The sequence below is a fragment of the Bdellovibrio sp. NC01 genome, from assembly GCF_006874625.1.
In the GTDB taxonomy this organism is placed as follows: Bacteria; Bdellovibrionota; Bdellovibrionia; order Bdellovibrionales; family Bdellovibrionaceae; genus Bdellovibrio.
Genome location: NZ_CP030034.1, coordinates 3,961,613 through 3,975,853, shown reverse-complemented (window position 1 = coordinate 3,975,853; position 14,241 = coordinate 3,961,613). Strand labels below are relative to the sequence as shown.

The 14,241-nt window shown below is 43.2% G+C and carries 17 protein-coding genes; 16 read left to right on the top strand and 1 reads right to left on the bottom strand.

Features of this window, described 5'->3' with window-relative positions; genetic code table 11:
* Window positions 1-197 precede the first annotated feature (197 nt).
* The 8 genes from rpmH (at window position 198) to rsmG (ending at window position 7,175) form a co-directional block, all read left to right on the top strand.
* A complete protein-coding gene (gene rpmH, locus DOE51_RS19085; protein WP_011166211.1) occupies window positions 198-347 on the top strand; it encodes a 50S ribosomal protein L34 in 150 nt (49 codons plus the stop codon).
* Window positions 337-696 carry a ribonuclease P protein component gene (gene rnpA / locus DOE51_RS19080; RefSeq protein WP_168196499.1) on the top strand — a complete coding sequence of 120 codons (360 nt, stop codon included), beginning with the start codon at window positions 337-339 and terminating at the stop codon, window positions 694-696. Before rpmH ends, rnpA begins: the two co-directional genes overlap by 11 nt.
* A complete protein-coding gene (gene yidD / locus DOE51_RS19480; protein WP_210415551.1) occupies window positions 665-940 on the top strand; it encodes a membrane protein insertion efficiency factor YidD in 276 nt (91 codons plus the stop codon). Before rnpA ends, yidD begins: the two co-directional genes overlap by 32 nt.
* Window positions 918-2,552: a membrane protein insertase YidC gene (gene yidC, locus DOE51_RS19070; RefSeq protein WP_142698105.1), complete on the top strand. Its 1,635-nt coding sequence runs from the start codon at window positions 918-920 to the stop codon at window positions 2,550-2,552. Before yidD ends, yidC begins: the two co-directional genes overlap by 23 nt.
* A 62-nt stretch (window positions 2,553-2,614) precedes the next feature.
* Window positions 2,615-3,175 (top strand): R3H domain-containing nucleic acid-binding protein, encoded by a 561-nt coding sequence (locus tag DOE51_RS19065; protein WP_142698104.1) that lies wholly within the window; start codon window positions 2,615-2,617, stop codon window positions 3,173-3,175.
* An 18-nt stretch (window positions 3,176-3,193) separates the two neighbouring features.
* A complete protein-coding gene (mnmE, locus tag DOE51_RS19060) occupies window positions 3,194-4,624 on the top strand; it encodes a tRNA uridine-5-carboxymethylaminomethyl(34) synthesis GTPase MnmE (protein WP_142698103.1) in 1,431 nt (476 codons plus the stop codon).
* Between the two features lie 3 nt (window positions 4,625-4,627).
* Window positions 4,628-6,559, top strand: coding sequence for a tRNA uridine-5-carboxymethylaminomethyl(34) synthesis enzyme MnmG (gene mnmG, locus DOE51_RS19055; protein ID WP_142698102.1), 1,932 nt, complete (start codon window positions 4,628-4,630; stop codon window positions 6,557-6,559).
* Entirely contained in the window at window positions 6,510-7,175 is a 666-nt protein-coding gene (gene rsmG / locus DOE51_RS19050; RefSeq protein ID WP_142698101.1) for a 16S rRNA (guanine(527)-N(7))-methyltransferase RsmG, read from the top strand. Before mnmG ends, rsmG begins: the two co-directional genes overlap by 50 nt.
* Before the next feature lie 63 nt (window positions 7,176-7,238).
* Here the strand turns inward: rsmG and DOE51_RS19045 are convergent, their stop codons facing one another.
* Window positions 7,239-7,787, bottom strand: a complete 549-nt coding sequence (locus DOE51_RS19045; RefSeq protein WP_210415550.1) for a hypothetical protein — start codon at window positions 7,785-7,787, stop codon at window positions 7,239-7,241.
* Window positions 7,788-7,915: 128 nt separating this feature from the next.
* Between DOE51_RS19045 and DOE51_RS19040 the strand changes: the two genes are divergently transcribed.
* The 8 genes from DOE51_RS19040 to atpG all read left to right on the top strand — a co-directional run bounded on the left by DOE51_RS19040 (window position 7,916) and on the right by atpG (window position 14,232).
* On the top strand, window positions 7,916-8,749 hold the full coding sequence (locus DOE51_RS19040; RefSeq protein WP_210415549.1) for a ParA family protein: 834 nt from the start codon (window positions 7,916-7,918) through the stop codon (window positions 8,747-8,749).
* Window positions 8,742-9,782: a ParB/RepB/Spo0J family partition protein gene (locus DOE51_RS19035; RefSeq protein ID WP_142698100.1), complete on the top strand. Its 1,041-nt coding sequence runs from the start codon at window positions 8,742-8,744 to the stop codon at window positions 9,780-9,782. The genes DOE51_RS19040 and DOE51_RS19035 overlap by 8 nt, the downstream gene beginning before the upstream one ends.
* Window positions 9,773-10,138, top strand: a complete 366-nt coding sequence (locus DOE51_RS19030; protein ID WP_168196498.1) for a polymer-forming cytoskeletal protein — start codon at window positions 9,773-9,775, stop codon at window positions 10,136-10,138. Before DOE51_RS19035 ends, DOE51_RS19030 begins: the two co-directional genes overlap by 10 nt.
* Window positions 10,139-10,251: 113 nt before the next feature.
* Complete coding sequence (locus tag DOE51_RS19025) at window positions 10,252-10,686, top strand: ATP synthase F0 subunit B (protein WP_142698099.1); 435 nt, start codon at window positions 10,252-10,254, stop codon at window positions 10,684-10,686.
* Between the two features lie 11 nt (window positions 10,687-10,697).
* Window positions 10,698-11,264 carry an ATP synthase F0 subunit B gene (locus tag DOE51_RS19020; RefSeq protein ID WP_142698098.1) on the top strand — a complete coding sequence of 189 codons (567 nt, stop codon included), beginning with the start codon at window positions 10,698-10,700 and terminating at the stop codon, window positions 11,262-11,264.
* On the top strand, window positions 11,261-11,809 hold the full coding sequence (gene atpH, locus DOE51_RS19015; RefSeq protein WP_142698097.1) for an ATP synthase F1 subunit delta: 549 nt from the start codon (window positions 11,261-11,263) through the stop codon (window positions 11,807-11,809). The genes DOE51_RS19020 and atpH overlap by 4 nt, the downstream gene beginning before the upstream one ends.
* Window positions 11,810-11,811: 2 nt before the next feature.
* Window positions 11,812-13,335 (top strand): F0F1 ATP synthase subunit alpha, encoded by a 1,524-nt coding sequence (atpA, locus tag DOE51_RS19010; protein ID WP_142698096.1) that lies wholly within the window; start codon window positions 11,812-11,814, stop codon window positions 13,333-13,335.
* Between the two features lie 12 nt (window positions 13,336-13,347).
* The gene (gene atpG, locus DOE51_RS19005; RefSeq protein ID WP_142698095.1) at window positions 13,348-14,232 is read left to right on the top strand and encodes an ATP synthase F1 subunit gamma; all 885 of its coding nucleotides are present in this window, start codon (window positions 13,348-13,350) and stop codon (window positions 14,230-14,232) included.
* The last annotated feature ends 9 nt before the right edge of the window (window positions 14,233-14,241 follow it).

Genomic DNA, 14,241 nt, shown 5'->3' with positions numbered 1-14,241 from the left:
GCGCACATCCCCTCAGCGTTGGGACCTCTTAACAAGGGGAGCTGAAGTTTTCAACAGTTGACCTTGATGCTGCATTGTGATTAATTAGTGCCCCACGTATCTAGTTGGCAGCAACTTTGTGGCATACATATATAGATGTAATTGACGTCAAATAGCGTCGTAAAAACTCGTGTTAAAAGAACTTCAGGAGAAGAGTCATGAAACGTACATACCAACCATCAAATAAACGTCGTAAAACTACTCACGGTTTCCGTGCAAGAATGGCTACTAAAGCTGGTCAAGAAGTTCTAAATCGTCGTCGCGCTAAAGGTAGAAAACGTCTTACGGTTTCTACTGGTGGAAAATAGTTCTCCACTTGTAATTAAGCGCAGCTCTGAATTTCTCGCTCTCAAACAATCTGGGAAAAGACACTGGCCTACTAAATGGTTGCTTCTGAATTATCAGAAGAACTCAGTAGGTCAGTTGCGTTTTGGAGTTACAGCAAGTCGTAAAGTCGGCAGTGCTGTAGTTCGCAATAAGCTGAAACGTTGGAGTCGCGAATATTTCAGAGAGATGCTTAAAGCTGGAAACTCGCTTGAAGCTGACATCAATATTATCTTTAAACCCATGGAAGAAAACTTCTACAAAGGCCTCGCACACGGGGAATTTGTTAAAGCTATGGACCGTGGTCTGCAAAGCTTGCGAAAAAATCTCTAAAGGATTTCTTTGGTTTTTTGTCGCGGCTTATAGATCTATTGGAACTACTCATCTCGGTGGTTCATGTCGTTTCGAGCCAAGCTGTTCAGCTTATGCCCTCGAGGCTATCCAAATACACAAGACACATAAAGCTCTTTGGCTAATCGGCAAAAGAGTATGCAAATGCAGACCGGGTGGTCCTTATGGATATGATCCGGTCCCGCTCCCAGGGGGGACGCTACATGCAACAACAGCAAAACGATAATAAATCGTTGTTCGATCCGAAAACACTTATCGCTATCGCCGCAGTCGCTGTCGTTTATTTCGGTTGGCAGACTTATCTAAATAAAAAGTATCCAAACTATAATAAGCCAAAAACAGAAGTTGCTCAAAATACAGCAACGACTCCAGCGCCAGGTGCTTCACCAACAACAACTCCGGTGGATAGCAAATCAGAAGTTGTAGCTCCTACAACGACTCAAGAACAAAACTTCTCTTTCTCTAACGACAAAGTCGCTTTCACTCTGACTAATCATGGTATGGGTTTGAAAGACTTCACGGTGAATAACTATGAAGATAAAGAGAAAAACAAAATCAAACTTGGTGTTTCAAATGATTACTCATTGTATGCACTTCGTTTGGCTGGCCAAGATAAGCCTCTTGATTTCAATGTGACAGAGCAAGCTCCGGGTCACTACATCGGTACTGCGCAAGTGGGCACGATGACAGTAAAAAGAGATTTGCAATTCGATGCTGCGAATTCGTCATTCAAAAGCACGATCACTTTGACGAATCCAACTGAAGAAATCAAAAAAGGTTTCTCAATCCTTTTGCCAGAAACTATTCATGCTTCTGGTTCAAAATCTTTCTTGTTCCCATCTTACACTCATCAAGATTTCTTCGTGGGTCACAACGGTGGTAAAACAGAAACGGTAAACTTCAGCGGTGCTAAAGAAAACTTGGATAAAGCATTCGAGAATTCTCCGTTGATCTCTGTAGGTTCTCAATACTTCACAACGGTTGCTTTGGATAAATCGCAAATTACTCCGGAAGCAAAAGTGACTGCGAACGTAGCTGATAAAAAAGCTTTGGCAGAGATGACTTACAAACCAGTGCAAACCGCACCGGAAATGGTTTTCTCACAAGTATTCTACGCAGGTCCTAAATCAATCGATATCTTGAAGTCTGTTGATCCTGAACTAGCAAGCGTTATCGATCTTGGTTTCTTTGGTATGATCGGTCGCCCATTGTTGTACATCATGAAGGCTTTCCACGGTCTTGTTGGCAACTGGGGTTTTGCGATCATCATGCTGACTTTAATGGTTCGTTTGTGCGTTTTGCCTTTCAACTTGATGTCTGCAAAATCAATGAAGGCGATGCAAAAGGTACAACCTGAAATCGCAGCACTTCGTGAAAAATATAAAGACGATGCTATGCGCTTGAATCAAGAGATGATGGCCGTAATGAAACAACACGGAGCAAATCCTGTTGGTGGCTGTCTTCCAATGTTGATTCAAATTCCGGTATTCTTTGCGTTGTATCGTGTAATCGGTAGTTCAGTTGAGTTGTACAACTCTCCATTTATCGGTTGGATTCACGATCTAAGTGCACATGATCCATTCTACGTTCTTCCAGTTTTGATGGCCGTGTTTATGTTCATCCAACAAAAAATCACGCCTTCAACAATGGATCCGACTCAAGCGAAAATCATGTTGTTCTTGCCACTTGTTTTCTCTGTATTCATGTTGCAATTGCCAGCCGGTCTTACACTTTACATGGTTGTGAGCACATTGTTCGGTATCATTCAGCAATATTTCATTATGAGAGACACATCGAAACCAGCGCCAGTAAAAGCTAAGAAAACAGCTAAGGCGTAATTGATTAACTATTAAACTTCGTCCCTGAAGATTTGGGACGAAGAAGTTTTATGGGGGATAAAATGGGTTTTTTCAGTAAGCTTTTCGGCGGTAAAAGCAAAGGTGCTAACTCTGAAGTTGAAGCACTTGTTCAAAAGACTCTAGAGGGGATTATCGAGAAAGCACAATTTGAGTTGTCTTTCGAAATCAACTCCGAGAAAGAAGAAGACGGTTCAGCCGTATTGTCAGTTCAGTTCTCAGGTGCCGATGAAGAAATGTTGAAAGATAAAAAAGGTCAAATGCTTGATGCTTTCCAACTTTTCTTGAAACGCGTTGTTCAGCACAACTTCCCTGAAGATAAAACAAACATCACTGTTGATTGCGGTGGTTACCGTGATGAATCTGCAAATGCATTGATCGAACGCGCAGAAAATTTGAAAACGATCTGCATCGAACAAGGTAAATCAGTTTATTACCGTGCTCTTCCACCAAAAGATCGCAAAGTTGTTCACCAATATTTGGCTAAAGATCCTCGTATCAAAAGCCGTTCATTGGGTGATGGCTTGTACAAAAAAATCAAAATCTATCCAGCTAAGGGTGGCAATTCAGCAGCTAATGGCGCTGAAGACGCTCACCACGAATAAAGTTTAAGGGGCCACTAAATGTCATTCAGAGGAGATCGTGACAAAGATACTATCTGTGCGGTCTCCACTCCTCATGGAGTGGGTGGCATCTCTGTTATCAGAGTCAGTGGGCCCCAAACTTTCGCGATCGTTTCTAAGCTGTGCACATTCTTACCCGCACATCCTGAATCTCACAGAGTTTATTTTGGTAATTTGAAAAATCAAAATGGCAGTGAGATTGACGAAGTTCTGGTAACTTATTTCCAACACGGAAAATCTTTTACCGGTGAAGAAGTCATCGAGATTTCTTGTCACGGAAGCCCCTTAATCTGCCAATCTATTTTAAATCAACTGATCCAACTGGGTGCGCGCGCGGCCGACCGCGGTGAATTTACTTATCGTGCATTCATGAATGGAAAATTGGATTTAGTTCAGGCGGAAAGTGTTCTTTCGTTGATTGAATCACAAAGCCAGCAAGCGGCGAAGTTAGCTCTTCGTCAATTGAAGGGTCAGCTTTCCCACAAGCTTGAACAAATTGAAGACGACATGACTTGGATTTTGGCGCACGCCGAAGCCAGTATTGATTTTTCGACTGAAGGAATCGATGTTGTCGACAATACCATTGTGATTGAACGTCTTAAAAAAATCGAAGCGACACTAAAAGAATTAGTAGGAACGTTTAAAGTCGGCCGTCTGTTAAAAGATGGTTTCCGCATCGTTCTGACAGGTCTTCCTAACGTAGGTAAATCTTCACTTCTAAATCTTTTCTTAGAAGATGAAAGAGCCATCGTGACGGACATCCCGGGAACGACTCGCGATGTGATTCACGGGGATACTTCATTTAGCGGCGTGAAATTCACGTTCGTCGATACGGCCGGTCTGCGCGATGAAGCGACAGACTTGGTTGAGCGCATTGGTATTCAAAGAAGCTATGAAGCGCAGAATGAATCCGATGTGGTGTTCTTCGTTTTTGATATCGAGAAGGGGATGGGCCCTGAAGAACTGCAAATTTTGGAGTCTTTAGATCCTCAAAAAACCTTCATTTTGGCTAATAAAACCGACAAAATTGGTGGGTCTAAACCACTAGAAACTGTCGAAAAAGCCGTTAAAAACAGTAAATTTTTCCAAAAGATCCGTGATCCCCAGGCCTTCTTCACAAGAAGGGTGTTCTTTGTCAGCGCTCTTGATAAAAAGGTGCGTTCAGAAGTGCTCAATGAGCTCGTTAAAGAATTCGCGGATTTGCAGGTGGAAAACACAGTTCTTATTTCCAATGCCCGTCACTATGAAAATCTTCAGCGTGCTCTTGAAAACACTCAAAGATCGCAAGCGGTTGTGAATCAAGGGATGGGATCTGAATTTTTGGCTCTTGAGTTAAAAGAGTCCCTCATCGCGATTCACGAAACTTTAGGAAAGCGATTCGATGATCAAATCATGGATCGAGTTTTTAAAGAGTTCTGTATCGGGAAGTAACTTATGACGAACAAAAAATTTGATGTGATCGTAGTTGGTGCCGGACATGCGGGTATCGAAGCTTGTTTGGCTTCGGCGCGCCTTGGTTTACAAACTCTGATGGTAACGACGAACGTTGATCGCATCGGTTACATGAGTTGCAATCCTTCCATCGGTGGCTTGGCAAAAGGTCACATGGTTCGTGAATTGGATGTGCTTGGCGGTCAAATGGGTATCGCGGCTGATGAAACTACAATTCAGTACAAGCGTCTTAACTCATCGAAAGGTCCCGCAGTTCGTGGAACTCGCGTGCAAAACGATAAGCATCTGTATGCGGCTTTTCAAAAAAATGCTCTTTTCACTCAGCCCAATCTTGAAGTTCTTCAAGGTGAAGTAAAACGCCTGATCTTGGAGAAAGATTTGTGCGTGGGCGTGGTTCTACAAGACGGTTCCGAGATTTTTGCGCAAGCAACAGTCATCACAACAGGCACTTTCATGAACGGTGTTATGCATATCGGTCTTCGCCAAGAGGCGGGTGGCCGTGTGGGTGATGCGGCTTCGATTGGTTTATCAGATCAATTGGCGCAATTCGGTTTTGAAGTGAAACGTTTGAAAACGGGTACTCCGGCACGTCTTCATAAAGACAGTATCGATTGGTCGAAAACAATTCCTCAAGCGGGCGATGAAAAGGTTTATCCTTTTAGCTATCGTTCATCGACGCAATTGAAGCTTCCGCAAGTGCTTTGTTATCTGACTCGTACGACAGAACTTACTCACGATATTATTCGTGGGAACTTGGATAAATCTCCGATGTTCACTGGAATTATCGAAGGTGTCGGTCCTCGTTATTGTCCGTCGATTGAAGATAAAGTAACTCGTTTTGCAGATCGCACAAGTCATCAAACTTTCTTGGAACCAGAAGGTTTGAATACGGATTTGATTTATCTTCAAGGTATCTCAACAAGTTTGCCTGAAGAAACTCAAGATCAATTCCTTCGCACAATCCCTGGTTTGGAAAACGTCAAAGTTGTTCGCTATGGATATGCGGTTGAGTATGACTATATTGAACCGACACAAATCTGGCATCGCTTGGAAACAAGAACGATCAGACAACTTTTCCTTGCAGGACAAATCAACGGAACTTCCGGTTATGAAGAAGCTGCAGGACAAGGTTTCATCGCTGGCGTGAATGCTGCGCACTCAATTTTGGGTCGTGAAGAATTTATTTTGGCGCGTGATGAAGCGTACATGGGTGTCTTAGTTGATGATCTTGTGACGAAAGGAACACGCGAACCATATCGCATGTTCACTTCGCGCGCAGAACACAGATTAGTTTTAAGAGAAGACAATACTATCGACCGTTTAAGTGAGGTCGCTGCCCGCATTGGTATTGTTTCTAACGAGTCTTTGGATCTTCTAGCGAGCTTGCGTGCTCGTCGTCATGAATTCCACGAAAAATTGAAGACAACAAAGGTTTACCCAACCAAAGAGACCCAAGAAATCTTGGCGAAAATCCCGACTCCAGAAATGACAAAGTCTTTGTCTTTCGAAGAGTTGCTGCGTCGTCCTGAAGTTTCTTGTTCGCACCTTGAAATGCTGAATTTCACGGTGGACAGTGATCCAAATGTGTCTGAACCGGTTGAAATTGAGGTGAAATATTCTGGATACGTAAAACGCCAGATGGACCTTATCAATCAGTCAAAAAGGCTCGAAGATTTGGTGCTTCCAGAGGGTCTTTCGTATGCAGAAATCCGCGGTCTTTCGAATGAAGAGAAGGATAAGTTGCAACGCGTTAAGCCCCGTACCTTAGGTCAAGCTCAACGTATAAGTGGTGTCAATCCATCAGCGATTCAGGCTATAATGATCCATCTAAAAGGTCACAAAAAGCTTAAGGAGATCTCTGTTGATGGACAACAACAACGAACAGCAGGCGCCGACGATATTCTGGCGCATTGATGAATGGTTTCCCGATCTAAGTCCAGAAACCAAGACTCGACTTAAGACTTATCACGAAGAGCTTATTAAATTTAACAGAACAGTGAATTTGATCTCCGCTAAGACCATCTTGGTGGCGGATGCTCTTCATTTTGCTGACTCTTTATTGGCTGCTAAAATTATCACGCAATCTCATCCACAGATCGATAAGATCTATGACCTTGGAAGCGGCAATGGTTTTCCGGGTCTGGTGTTTGCGATCTATAAACCAACAACTCAAGTTGTCCTGGTAGAGATCGATCAGAAGAAGTGTGAATTCCTTCAACACATGATCAGCACGCTTGGCCTTAAGAACGTCACAGTAGAGAATAAAAACGTCGAGGCATTGGGCGATAATACCGTTAAGTTTGCTATCACACGAGGTTTCGCTAATATCTCTCGTACGATCTTGGCAGCTCGTAAGATCATGCCTAAAGGTGGCCAATTATTCCATCTTAAGGGTGAGGAATGGGGTATTGAAGTGGGAGAAATTCCAAGTCAGCTTTGCTCGATCTGGTCGCCGTCGCTAGTGGGTGAATATAAGCTTCCTGTTGGCGCAGTTAAATTTGGCGTCGTTAAAACAGAGAAAATCGCTTAGTTCCACACGAATTTAGATAAAATCAGACGAAATAGGGGATGTTCCACGTGGAACATCCTTTTTTTATTCTCCGTGGCCTTCTTTTTTCTCTCCGCCCTCGGCTTTTCCGCCTTCGCCGCCACCTTCTTTACCTTCTCCGCCGGCAGCACTCGGTCCGAACGATACTCCCGCTTCTTTCATGCGAGATTTAACGTCCCAGGTTCTTTTGGCTGTGCGGAGTTTTTCTTCCGCCTGGTATGAGGCATATTCTTTCGGATTCGGCCATTCTTCCTTCTTAGCGAACGCTTTATGATAAGAAATAGCGGCTTCTTTCTTTCTTTGCTCGATTTTCAGTTCTAGGTAGGCCTTTTCCTGTTCGAGTTTCACAATGAGCGCCTGTGATTCAAAGACTCTCTTCTGCGCGTATTTAATTTGCCCAGTTTGCGGAACGACGGTCTCTAGATCCTTTTCGAATCCCTCGAGCTTCTTTTTCTCTGCTTCGACGGCGGCAGTTGCGGCACCAAGCTTCGTTTGAAGGTCAGAATAAATCGGGTCCTTCAATTCCGGGTTTGGATCCGGCTTATTGCAGGCAGCGAGAGTAAAAAGAATGAGTATTGCGGCGATTATTCTCATAAATGTGGTTGTTCCACGTGGAACATCGGAAAAAATGCAGAAAAACCTAAGGTGAGGTGCGAAAAACTAGTCTTTATTCTTGCCACTTCTTTTGAAAAGGAGGATTTTTTCTGTATCAAGGAGGAATCATGGCAAAAACGATCTGCATAGCGAATCAAAAGGGTGGAGTAGGCAAGACAACGACGTCGGTTAATCTCTCATCTGCGCTGGCTACTCTGGGTAAGAGAGTTTTGTTGATCGATATGGATCCGCAAGGAAATGCATCATCAGGTTTGGGTATCAAAAGATACGAAAGCCAAGATGCTAACTCATATCACGTACTCATCGGTGAAAAAACTCTGACTGAGGCTATTCAAAATACTGCAAATCCAAATCTAAAAATTTCTACGGCTAATCCTGACCTAGTTGGTGCAGAGATTGAGCTTGTTGATATGCCGCAGCGTGAATATCGCTTGAAACAAGCGATTGCAACAGTGGCTGATCAATTTGATTTCGTATTCATTGACTGTCCACCGTCGCTTGGTTTGCTTACTCTGAATGCTCTTAATGCAGCAGATAGTTTCCTTGTGCCTCTTCAATGTGAATACTATGCATTGGAAGGTTTGAGTCAGCTTTTGAATACTGCGGGATTAATCAAAAAGAATTTGAATCCGCAATTGCATATCGAAGGTATCGTTCTAACGATGTTCGACATGCGTAATAACTTGAGCCATCAAGTTGTGACTGAAATTAAAAATCATTTTGGCGAGAAAGTTTTCAACGCCATCATTCCAAGAAATGTTCGTTTGAGCGAAGCACCGAGCCATGGTCAATCCATCCTAGAATACGACAGCAAATCTGTCGGTGCCGTTCGTTACCTTGAGCTTGCGAAAGAAGTGATTGCTCGTTCAGAAGCAAAACCTTCGGTTGAAGCGGCTCCTGCGCCTAAACAAAATGCTTACGAAGGGGAAGTAAATGTCTGATACTGCTGTCGAATCCTCAAACAAAAAGAAAGGCCTAGGCAAAGGCTTTGGTGCTTTACTGGGTGAAAACACTCGCACTGAAATTCCTATGTCTAAAGGTCCTTCTGCAGCTCCGGCTGCTGCAAGTACGACAAACACAGCTTCTGCAAGTGCCTCTGCACCTGCGGGCGCTACTGCGAATCCAATTCCAACTGTTGCTCAACCCGTCGCCCCTCCCGTAGACCCTGAAAGCAAGATTTGGAAAGTTGCGATCGATAAATTGTCGCCAGGTAAATATCAGCCTCGTACAACTTTCGAAAAAGAGCCTCTACAAGAGCTTGCTCAATCTATTAAAGAGAACGGTATTCTTCAGCCGATCGTTGCGCGCAGAACTCCATCAGGAAAATTGGAGATCGTAGCGGGTGAACGTCGTTGGAGAGCATCGCAACTTGCTGGGTTACATGAAGTCCCAGTGATTTTGAAATCTTACGACGACAAGCAAGCGCTTGAGTTAGCAATCGTTGAGAATATTCAACGTGAAGATTTGAATCCAATTGAAGAGGCAGAAGGTTATTCACGCCTTATTTCTGAGTTCAAATTGTCGCAACAACAAGTAGCTGAAAAAGTAGGTCGTGATCGTGCGACTGTAGCGAACGCGGTTCGTTTGTTGGCACTTCCTGAAGAAGTGAAAAACATGATTTCTGCAAATGAACTTTCTGTAGGTCATGCGAAAGTACTTCTTTCTTTGCCTGATCAAAAGAAACAAACTGAACTAGCAAAAAAAGTTGCGAAAGAAAAAATCGCAGTTCGTAAACTAGAAAAGATGGTTTCAGCAATCGTTAAAGGTACGGCGGAAGAAGATGATGTTCCGACATCATTTGATTCAAACGTGACGCAAAGACTCATCAGCGGCCTTGGCGAAGAGCTACAAAAAATCATGGGTACGAAAGTGAACATTGATTATTCCGGCTCAAAAGGTAAAATCAGCATTCACTTCTATTCTGATGATGAATTAACTAACTTAGTAGATAGGCTGAAAGAAGGATGGCAATAGTAACTCCCGAAGCTTTTCAAGAAGACGTACTTTCAGGTCATGTGACGGCAATCCTTGATCAGGGTACACATTTCGAAGGAAAGCTCAGCTTCGAAGGCACTGTACAAATTGGCGGTGACTTTAAAGGGGAAATCTTTACTAAAGATACCATCATTATCAATGAGGGCGCCGCTGTGGCTGCCCAAATTGAGGCTGATACTATTATTATTAGCGGCCGGGTTGAGGGAAATCTCTTTGCCCGTCGCAGAGTTATCATGCACCCGCCGGCTGTCTTTAAAGGCACCGTAACGTCGCCGAGTTTAAGAATCGATGAAGGCGTCGTATTTGAGGGTGCGTCCTACATGCCTAAGTCTTAGGCAACATTCTCACTTAAGTTAACCTGTTAAATGCCTGTATAGAATGACCTTGACCTTTTCAGCGCGGAAATGTTACTTCCGAAGCTCAAAAAATCAGTAGGGATTTCAATCAAATGGACATTTTTGGACAATTAGGGATTAACACAACCGCAGGCATTCAATTCGTCTTCTTTGCGATTGCATTGCTATTTCTTACGAAGTTTGTCTTTGCACCTTATGCCCACGCTCTTGAAGAAAGAGAAAGAAAAACTAAGGGTGGCGAAGACTTAGCTTTGGAATACCAAGCAAAGTCCGTAGAACTTCAATCACAGTACGAATCTAAACTACGTGAATTGAATCTTGAAACAAAAGCAATCATCGATGCTTCTAAAGCTGAAGCGAACAAACAGTATGAATCTGTTGTTACTAAATCGCGTGATGAAGCGACGAAACTTGTTTCTGACAACAGAACAAAAATCACTACAGCAGTTCAAGCAGCGGCAAGCGAATTGAAATCTCAAACTCAAGCTGTAGCTTTGGCAATTACATCTAAATTGTTGGGTAAATAAGAGAGTAAAAAATGAAAGTTATCGTAAACCTTCTTATCTTTATCGCTCCAGCTTTAGCTCTTGCGGCTGAACACGGTGGCGGTCATCACGATATCGAAATTCCAAAAACAGTGATCTATCAATTGATCAACGTTGTGATTTTGGTTGCCGGTATCATCTATTTCACTAAAGACGGAATCATCTCTTTCTTCGCGGGAAGAAAAACAGCTTACTTGGAAGCAGCTCAAAAATCTGCATTTGCTCGTGAACAAGCTGAAAAAGAATTCGTTGATATCAAAAGCAAAATTGCAAACTTGGATAACACTCGCCAAGAGCAATTGAAAAAAGCGCAAGATCACGCTGACGATTTGAAAAAACAAATCGCAGACGAAGCAGCTCAAGTCTCTAAACGTATCAAAGACGAAGCTGAGTTGACTGTGAAACTTGAAGTAGCTCGCGCACAAAACGAGCTTCGCACTCAGTTGTTGAATGATTCAGTTGAAGCAGCTCGCACTGTTCTAACTAAAGACATCGGTTCTTCTGATCAACAGAAGCTCCAAAAAGAGTTCATCAATCACATCGAGGTAGTAAACCGATGAAAGTAAATGAAGTATCAAGAAGATATGCGAAAGCCCTTCTTGCTGTTGTAAAACAGAAGGGTGTTCACGCAAAAGCATTTGCAGAATTGCAAGCTGTTGCAGACGCGTTTAAAACAGACGCAACTATTGCTGCTTACTTCGAAAACCCTATGGTCACAGCGACCCAAAAAGTTGCTGCGGTTAAAGCTGCATTCGCAGGTAAAGGTCTTTCTGAAGAAGTTATGAACGCACTTGTTCTACTTGCAGAAAAAAACAGAATTCAACTTCTTCCAGAGATCGCTCTAGCATTCCAAGGTTACTTGGATATCGAAGAAGGTGTTACTCGTGGAGTTGTTCGTTCAGCTCAACCTCTTTCTGCTGAAGCTCAAAAAGAGATCGAAGCGAAAGCGGCAAAAGTATTGAACAAAAAAATCGTTCTTACTTATCAACAAGATCCGAAGCTTTTGGGCGGCGCTGTCGCACAAATTGGCGGCTGGACATTCGATGACAGCATCGAAACTCATCTTAAAAAATTAAATGAAGAATTAAACAGGAGAGCCAACTAAAAATGGAAACGACAATCCGTGCTGACGAAATCAGTCGCGTTCTCAAAGAGCAAATCAATCAATACAATAAAAAGATTGAAGTAAGTGAAACAGGTAGCGTTCTTTCAGTAGGTGACGGCGTAGCCCGTATCTATGGTCTTGAAAACGCAATGGCTGGTGAACTTGTTGAGTTCCCAGGTGAAGTATACGGAATGGTTTTGAACCTTGAAGAAGGTCACGTTGGTACCGTTCTATTCGGTGAAGATCGCCAAATCAAAGAAGGCGACACTGTTAAAAGAACTAAAAAAATCGTTTCTGTACCAGTAGGTGAAGCACTTCTTGGTCGTGTTGTAGACGCTCTTGGTAACCCAATTGATGGTCGCGGCCCAATCAATACTCCTCACTCTCGTATCGTTGAAACTAAAGCTCCTGGTATCGTTTACCGTCATCCAGTTGAAGAGCCTCTTCAAACTGGTATCAAAGCTATCGACGCCTTGGTACCAATCGGTCGTGGTCAACGTGAGTTGATCATCGGTGACCGTCAAACTGGTAAAACGACTATCGCGGTTGACACTATCATCAACCAAAAAGGTCAAAACGTTCAGTGCTTCTACGTAGCTATCGGTCAAAAACAATCGACTGTTGCTCTAGTAGTTGAAAAATTGCGTGCAGCTGGTGCTCTTGAGTACACAACTGTTATCGCTGCCAATGCATCTGACCCAGCACCACTTCAATACCTTGCTGCTTACTCTGGTACAGCAATGGCTGAATACTTCCGTGATACTGGCAGACATGCTTTGATCGTTTACGATGACTTGACGAAACAAGCTCAAGCTTACCGTCAATTGTCTCTTCTTCTTCGTCGTCCTCCAGGACGTGAAGCGTACCCAGGCGACGTGTTCTATTGCCATAGCCGTCTTCTTGAGCGTGCTTCTAAATTGTCTGCAGATAAAGGCGGCGGTTCATTGACTGCATTGCCAATCATCGAGACACAAGCGGGTGACATCTCTGCTTACATCCCAACAAACGTTATCTCTATCACTGACGGCCAGATCTTCCTTGAATCAGACTTGTTCTATAAAGGTATCCGTCCAGCGATCTCTGTAGGTAAATCAGTATCGCGCGTTGGTGGTGCGGCTCAAATCAAAGCGATGAAACAAGTTGCGGGTTCTATGAAACTTGAACTTGCTCAGTTCCGTGCGATGGAAGCATTCGCGGCGTTCGCTTCTGACTTGGATAAAGCGACTCAACAACAGTTGGCTCGTGGTCGTCGTCTTGTGGAAGTTTTGAAACAACCACAATACCAACCAGTAAAAGTTGAAGAACAAATCGTTATGATCTTCGCAGCTTCAAACGCGTTCATCGATATCTACCCAGAGACAGATGCAAAACGCTACGAAGTTGAGATGATTGAGTTCTTGAAAAACAAGCACTCTGACATCATCAAAACGATTTCTGAGAAGAAAGCGATCAGCGACGATACTAAAAAAGCGTTGTTGTCAGCTCTTGAAGAGTTCAAAGCTATCTTCCAACCTTCTAACAAATAGTTTGGTGCTTAAATGGCAAGCTTGAAGGATATCCGGGCTCGAATTGAGTCCACTAAAAACACCCAGCAGATCACGAAAGCTATGAAGCTCGTGTCTGCTGCGAAGTTGAGAAAGGCGCAGAATAACATCGTTAATATGCGTCCTTATGCTCTGACTTTGCGTAAGGTGATTGCGGATATCGCTGTGACTAACAAAGTTTCGCATCCGTTGATGGAGAAGAAAGAACAAGTAAAGAACGTTTTGCTTGTGGTTATTACTTCTGATCGCGGTCTTTGCGGCGCTTTCAACAGCAATATCAACAAATTTACTGAGAACTACTATAACGAGAACAAGAACTCTGTTGAAAAAATTGATTTCTTGTTCATCGGTCGTCGTGGTCACGATTACTTCCAAAGAAGAGGCATCAAGCCGGTTGATTACATCACGAAGCTTGATAAAGACATCTCTTACGAGTTGGCTTCTAAAGTGGCGAATCGCGTGATGACTGATTATCTTGAGGGCGCTTACGACGAAGTTCGTATCGTTCACAATGAATTCAAATCTGCAATTTCTCAAGTTGTAGTGTGCGAAACTATTTTGCCTATCGATATGGGTAAAACAACTTTCAACACTGAAGCTGAAACTGCGGGTGGATTTGCAGTAGATATGATTTTCGAACCAGCTCCTGAGCAAATCATCAAAGAATTGCTAGAGAAGCATTTCGATCTTCAAGTTTACAGATGTATGTCGGAGTCTGTTGCCGGTGAACATGGTGCTCGTATGAGCGCGATGGAAAACGCGACAAACAACGCAAAAGAGATGATCAACAAGCTCACTCTTACATACAACAAATTGAGACAAGAAAAAATTACTACAGAATTGACTGAAATCGTATCGGGCGCGGAAGCGCTTAAATAGGGAGCTGAA

Bases quoted from the DNA above. Each gene is read 5' to 3' on its own strand.
- DOE51_RS19045 (WP_210415550.1), bottom strand. From the start codon at position 7,787: ATGAGAATAATCGCCGCAATACTCATTCTTTTTACTCTCGCTGCCTGC.
- rpmH (WP_011166211.1), top strand. From the start codon at position 198: ATGAAACGTACATACCAACCATCAAATAAACGTCGTAAAACTACTCAC.
- mnmE (WP_142698103.1), top strand. From the start codon at position 3,194: ATGTCATTCAGAGGAGATCGTGACAAAGATACTATCTGTGCGGTCTCC.
- DOE51_RS19030 (WP_168196498.1), top strand. From the start codon at position 9,773: ATGGCAATAGTAACTCCCGAAGCTTTTCAAGAAGACGTACTTTCAGGT.
- DOE51_RS19020 (WP_142698098.1), top strand. From the start codon at position 10,698: ATGAAAGTTATCGTAAACCTTCTTATCTTTATCGCTCCAGCTTTAGCT.
- yidC (WP_142698105.1), top strand. From the start codon at position 918: ATGCAACAACAGCAAAACGATAATAAATCGTTGTTCGATCCGAAAACA.
- DOE51_RS19035 (WP_142698100.1), top strand. From the start codon at position 8,742: ATGTCTGATACTGCTGTCGAATCCTCAAACAAAAAGAAAGGCCTAGGC.
- rsmG (WP_142698101.1), top strand. From the start codon at position 6,510: ATGGACAACAACAACGAACAGCAGGCGCCGACGATATTCTGGCGCATT.
- atpH (WP_142698097.1), top strand. From the start codon at position 11,261: ATGAAAGTAAATGAAGTATCAAGAAGATATGCGAAAGCCCTTCTTGCT.
- atpG (WP_142698095.1), top strand. From the start codon at position 13,348: ATGGCAAGCTTGAAGGATATCCGGGCTCGAATTGAGTCCACTAAAAAC.
- DOE51_RS19040 (WP_210415549.1), top strand. From the start codon at position 7,916: ATGGCAAAAACGATCTGCATAGCGAATCAAAAGGGTGGAGTAGGCAAG.
- atpA (WP_142698096.1), top strand. From the start codon at position 11,812: ATGGAAACGACAATCCGTGCTGACGAAATCAGTCGCGTTCTCAAAGAG.
- mnmG (WP_142698102.1), top strand. From the start codon at position 4,628: ATGACGAACAAAAAATTTGATGTGATCGTAGTTGGTGCCGGACATGCG.
- DOE51_RS19065 (WP_142698104.1), top strand. From the start codon at position 2,615: ATGGGTTTTTTCAGTAAGCTTTTCGGCGGTAAAAGCAAAGGTGCTAAC.
- DOE51_RS19025 (WP_142698099.1), top strand. From the start codon at position 10,252: ATGGACATTTTTGGACAATTAGGGATTAACACAACCGCAGGCATTCAA.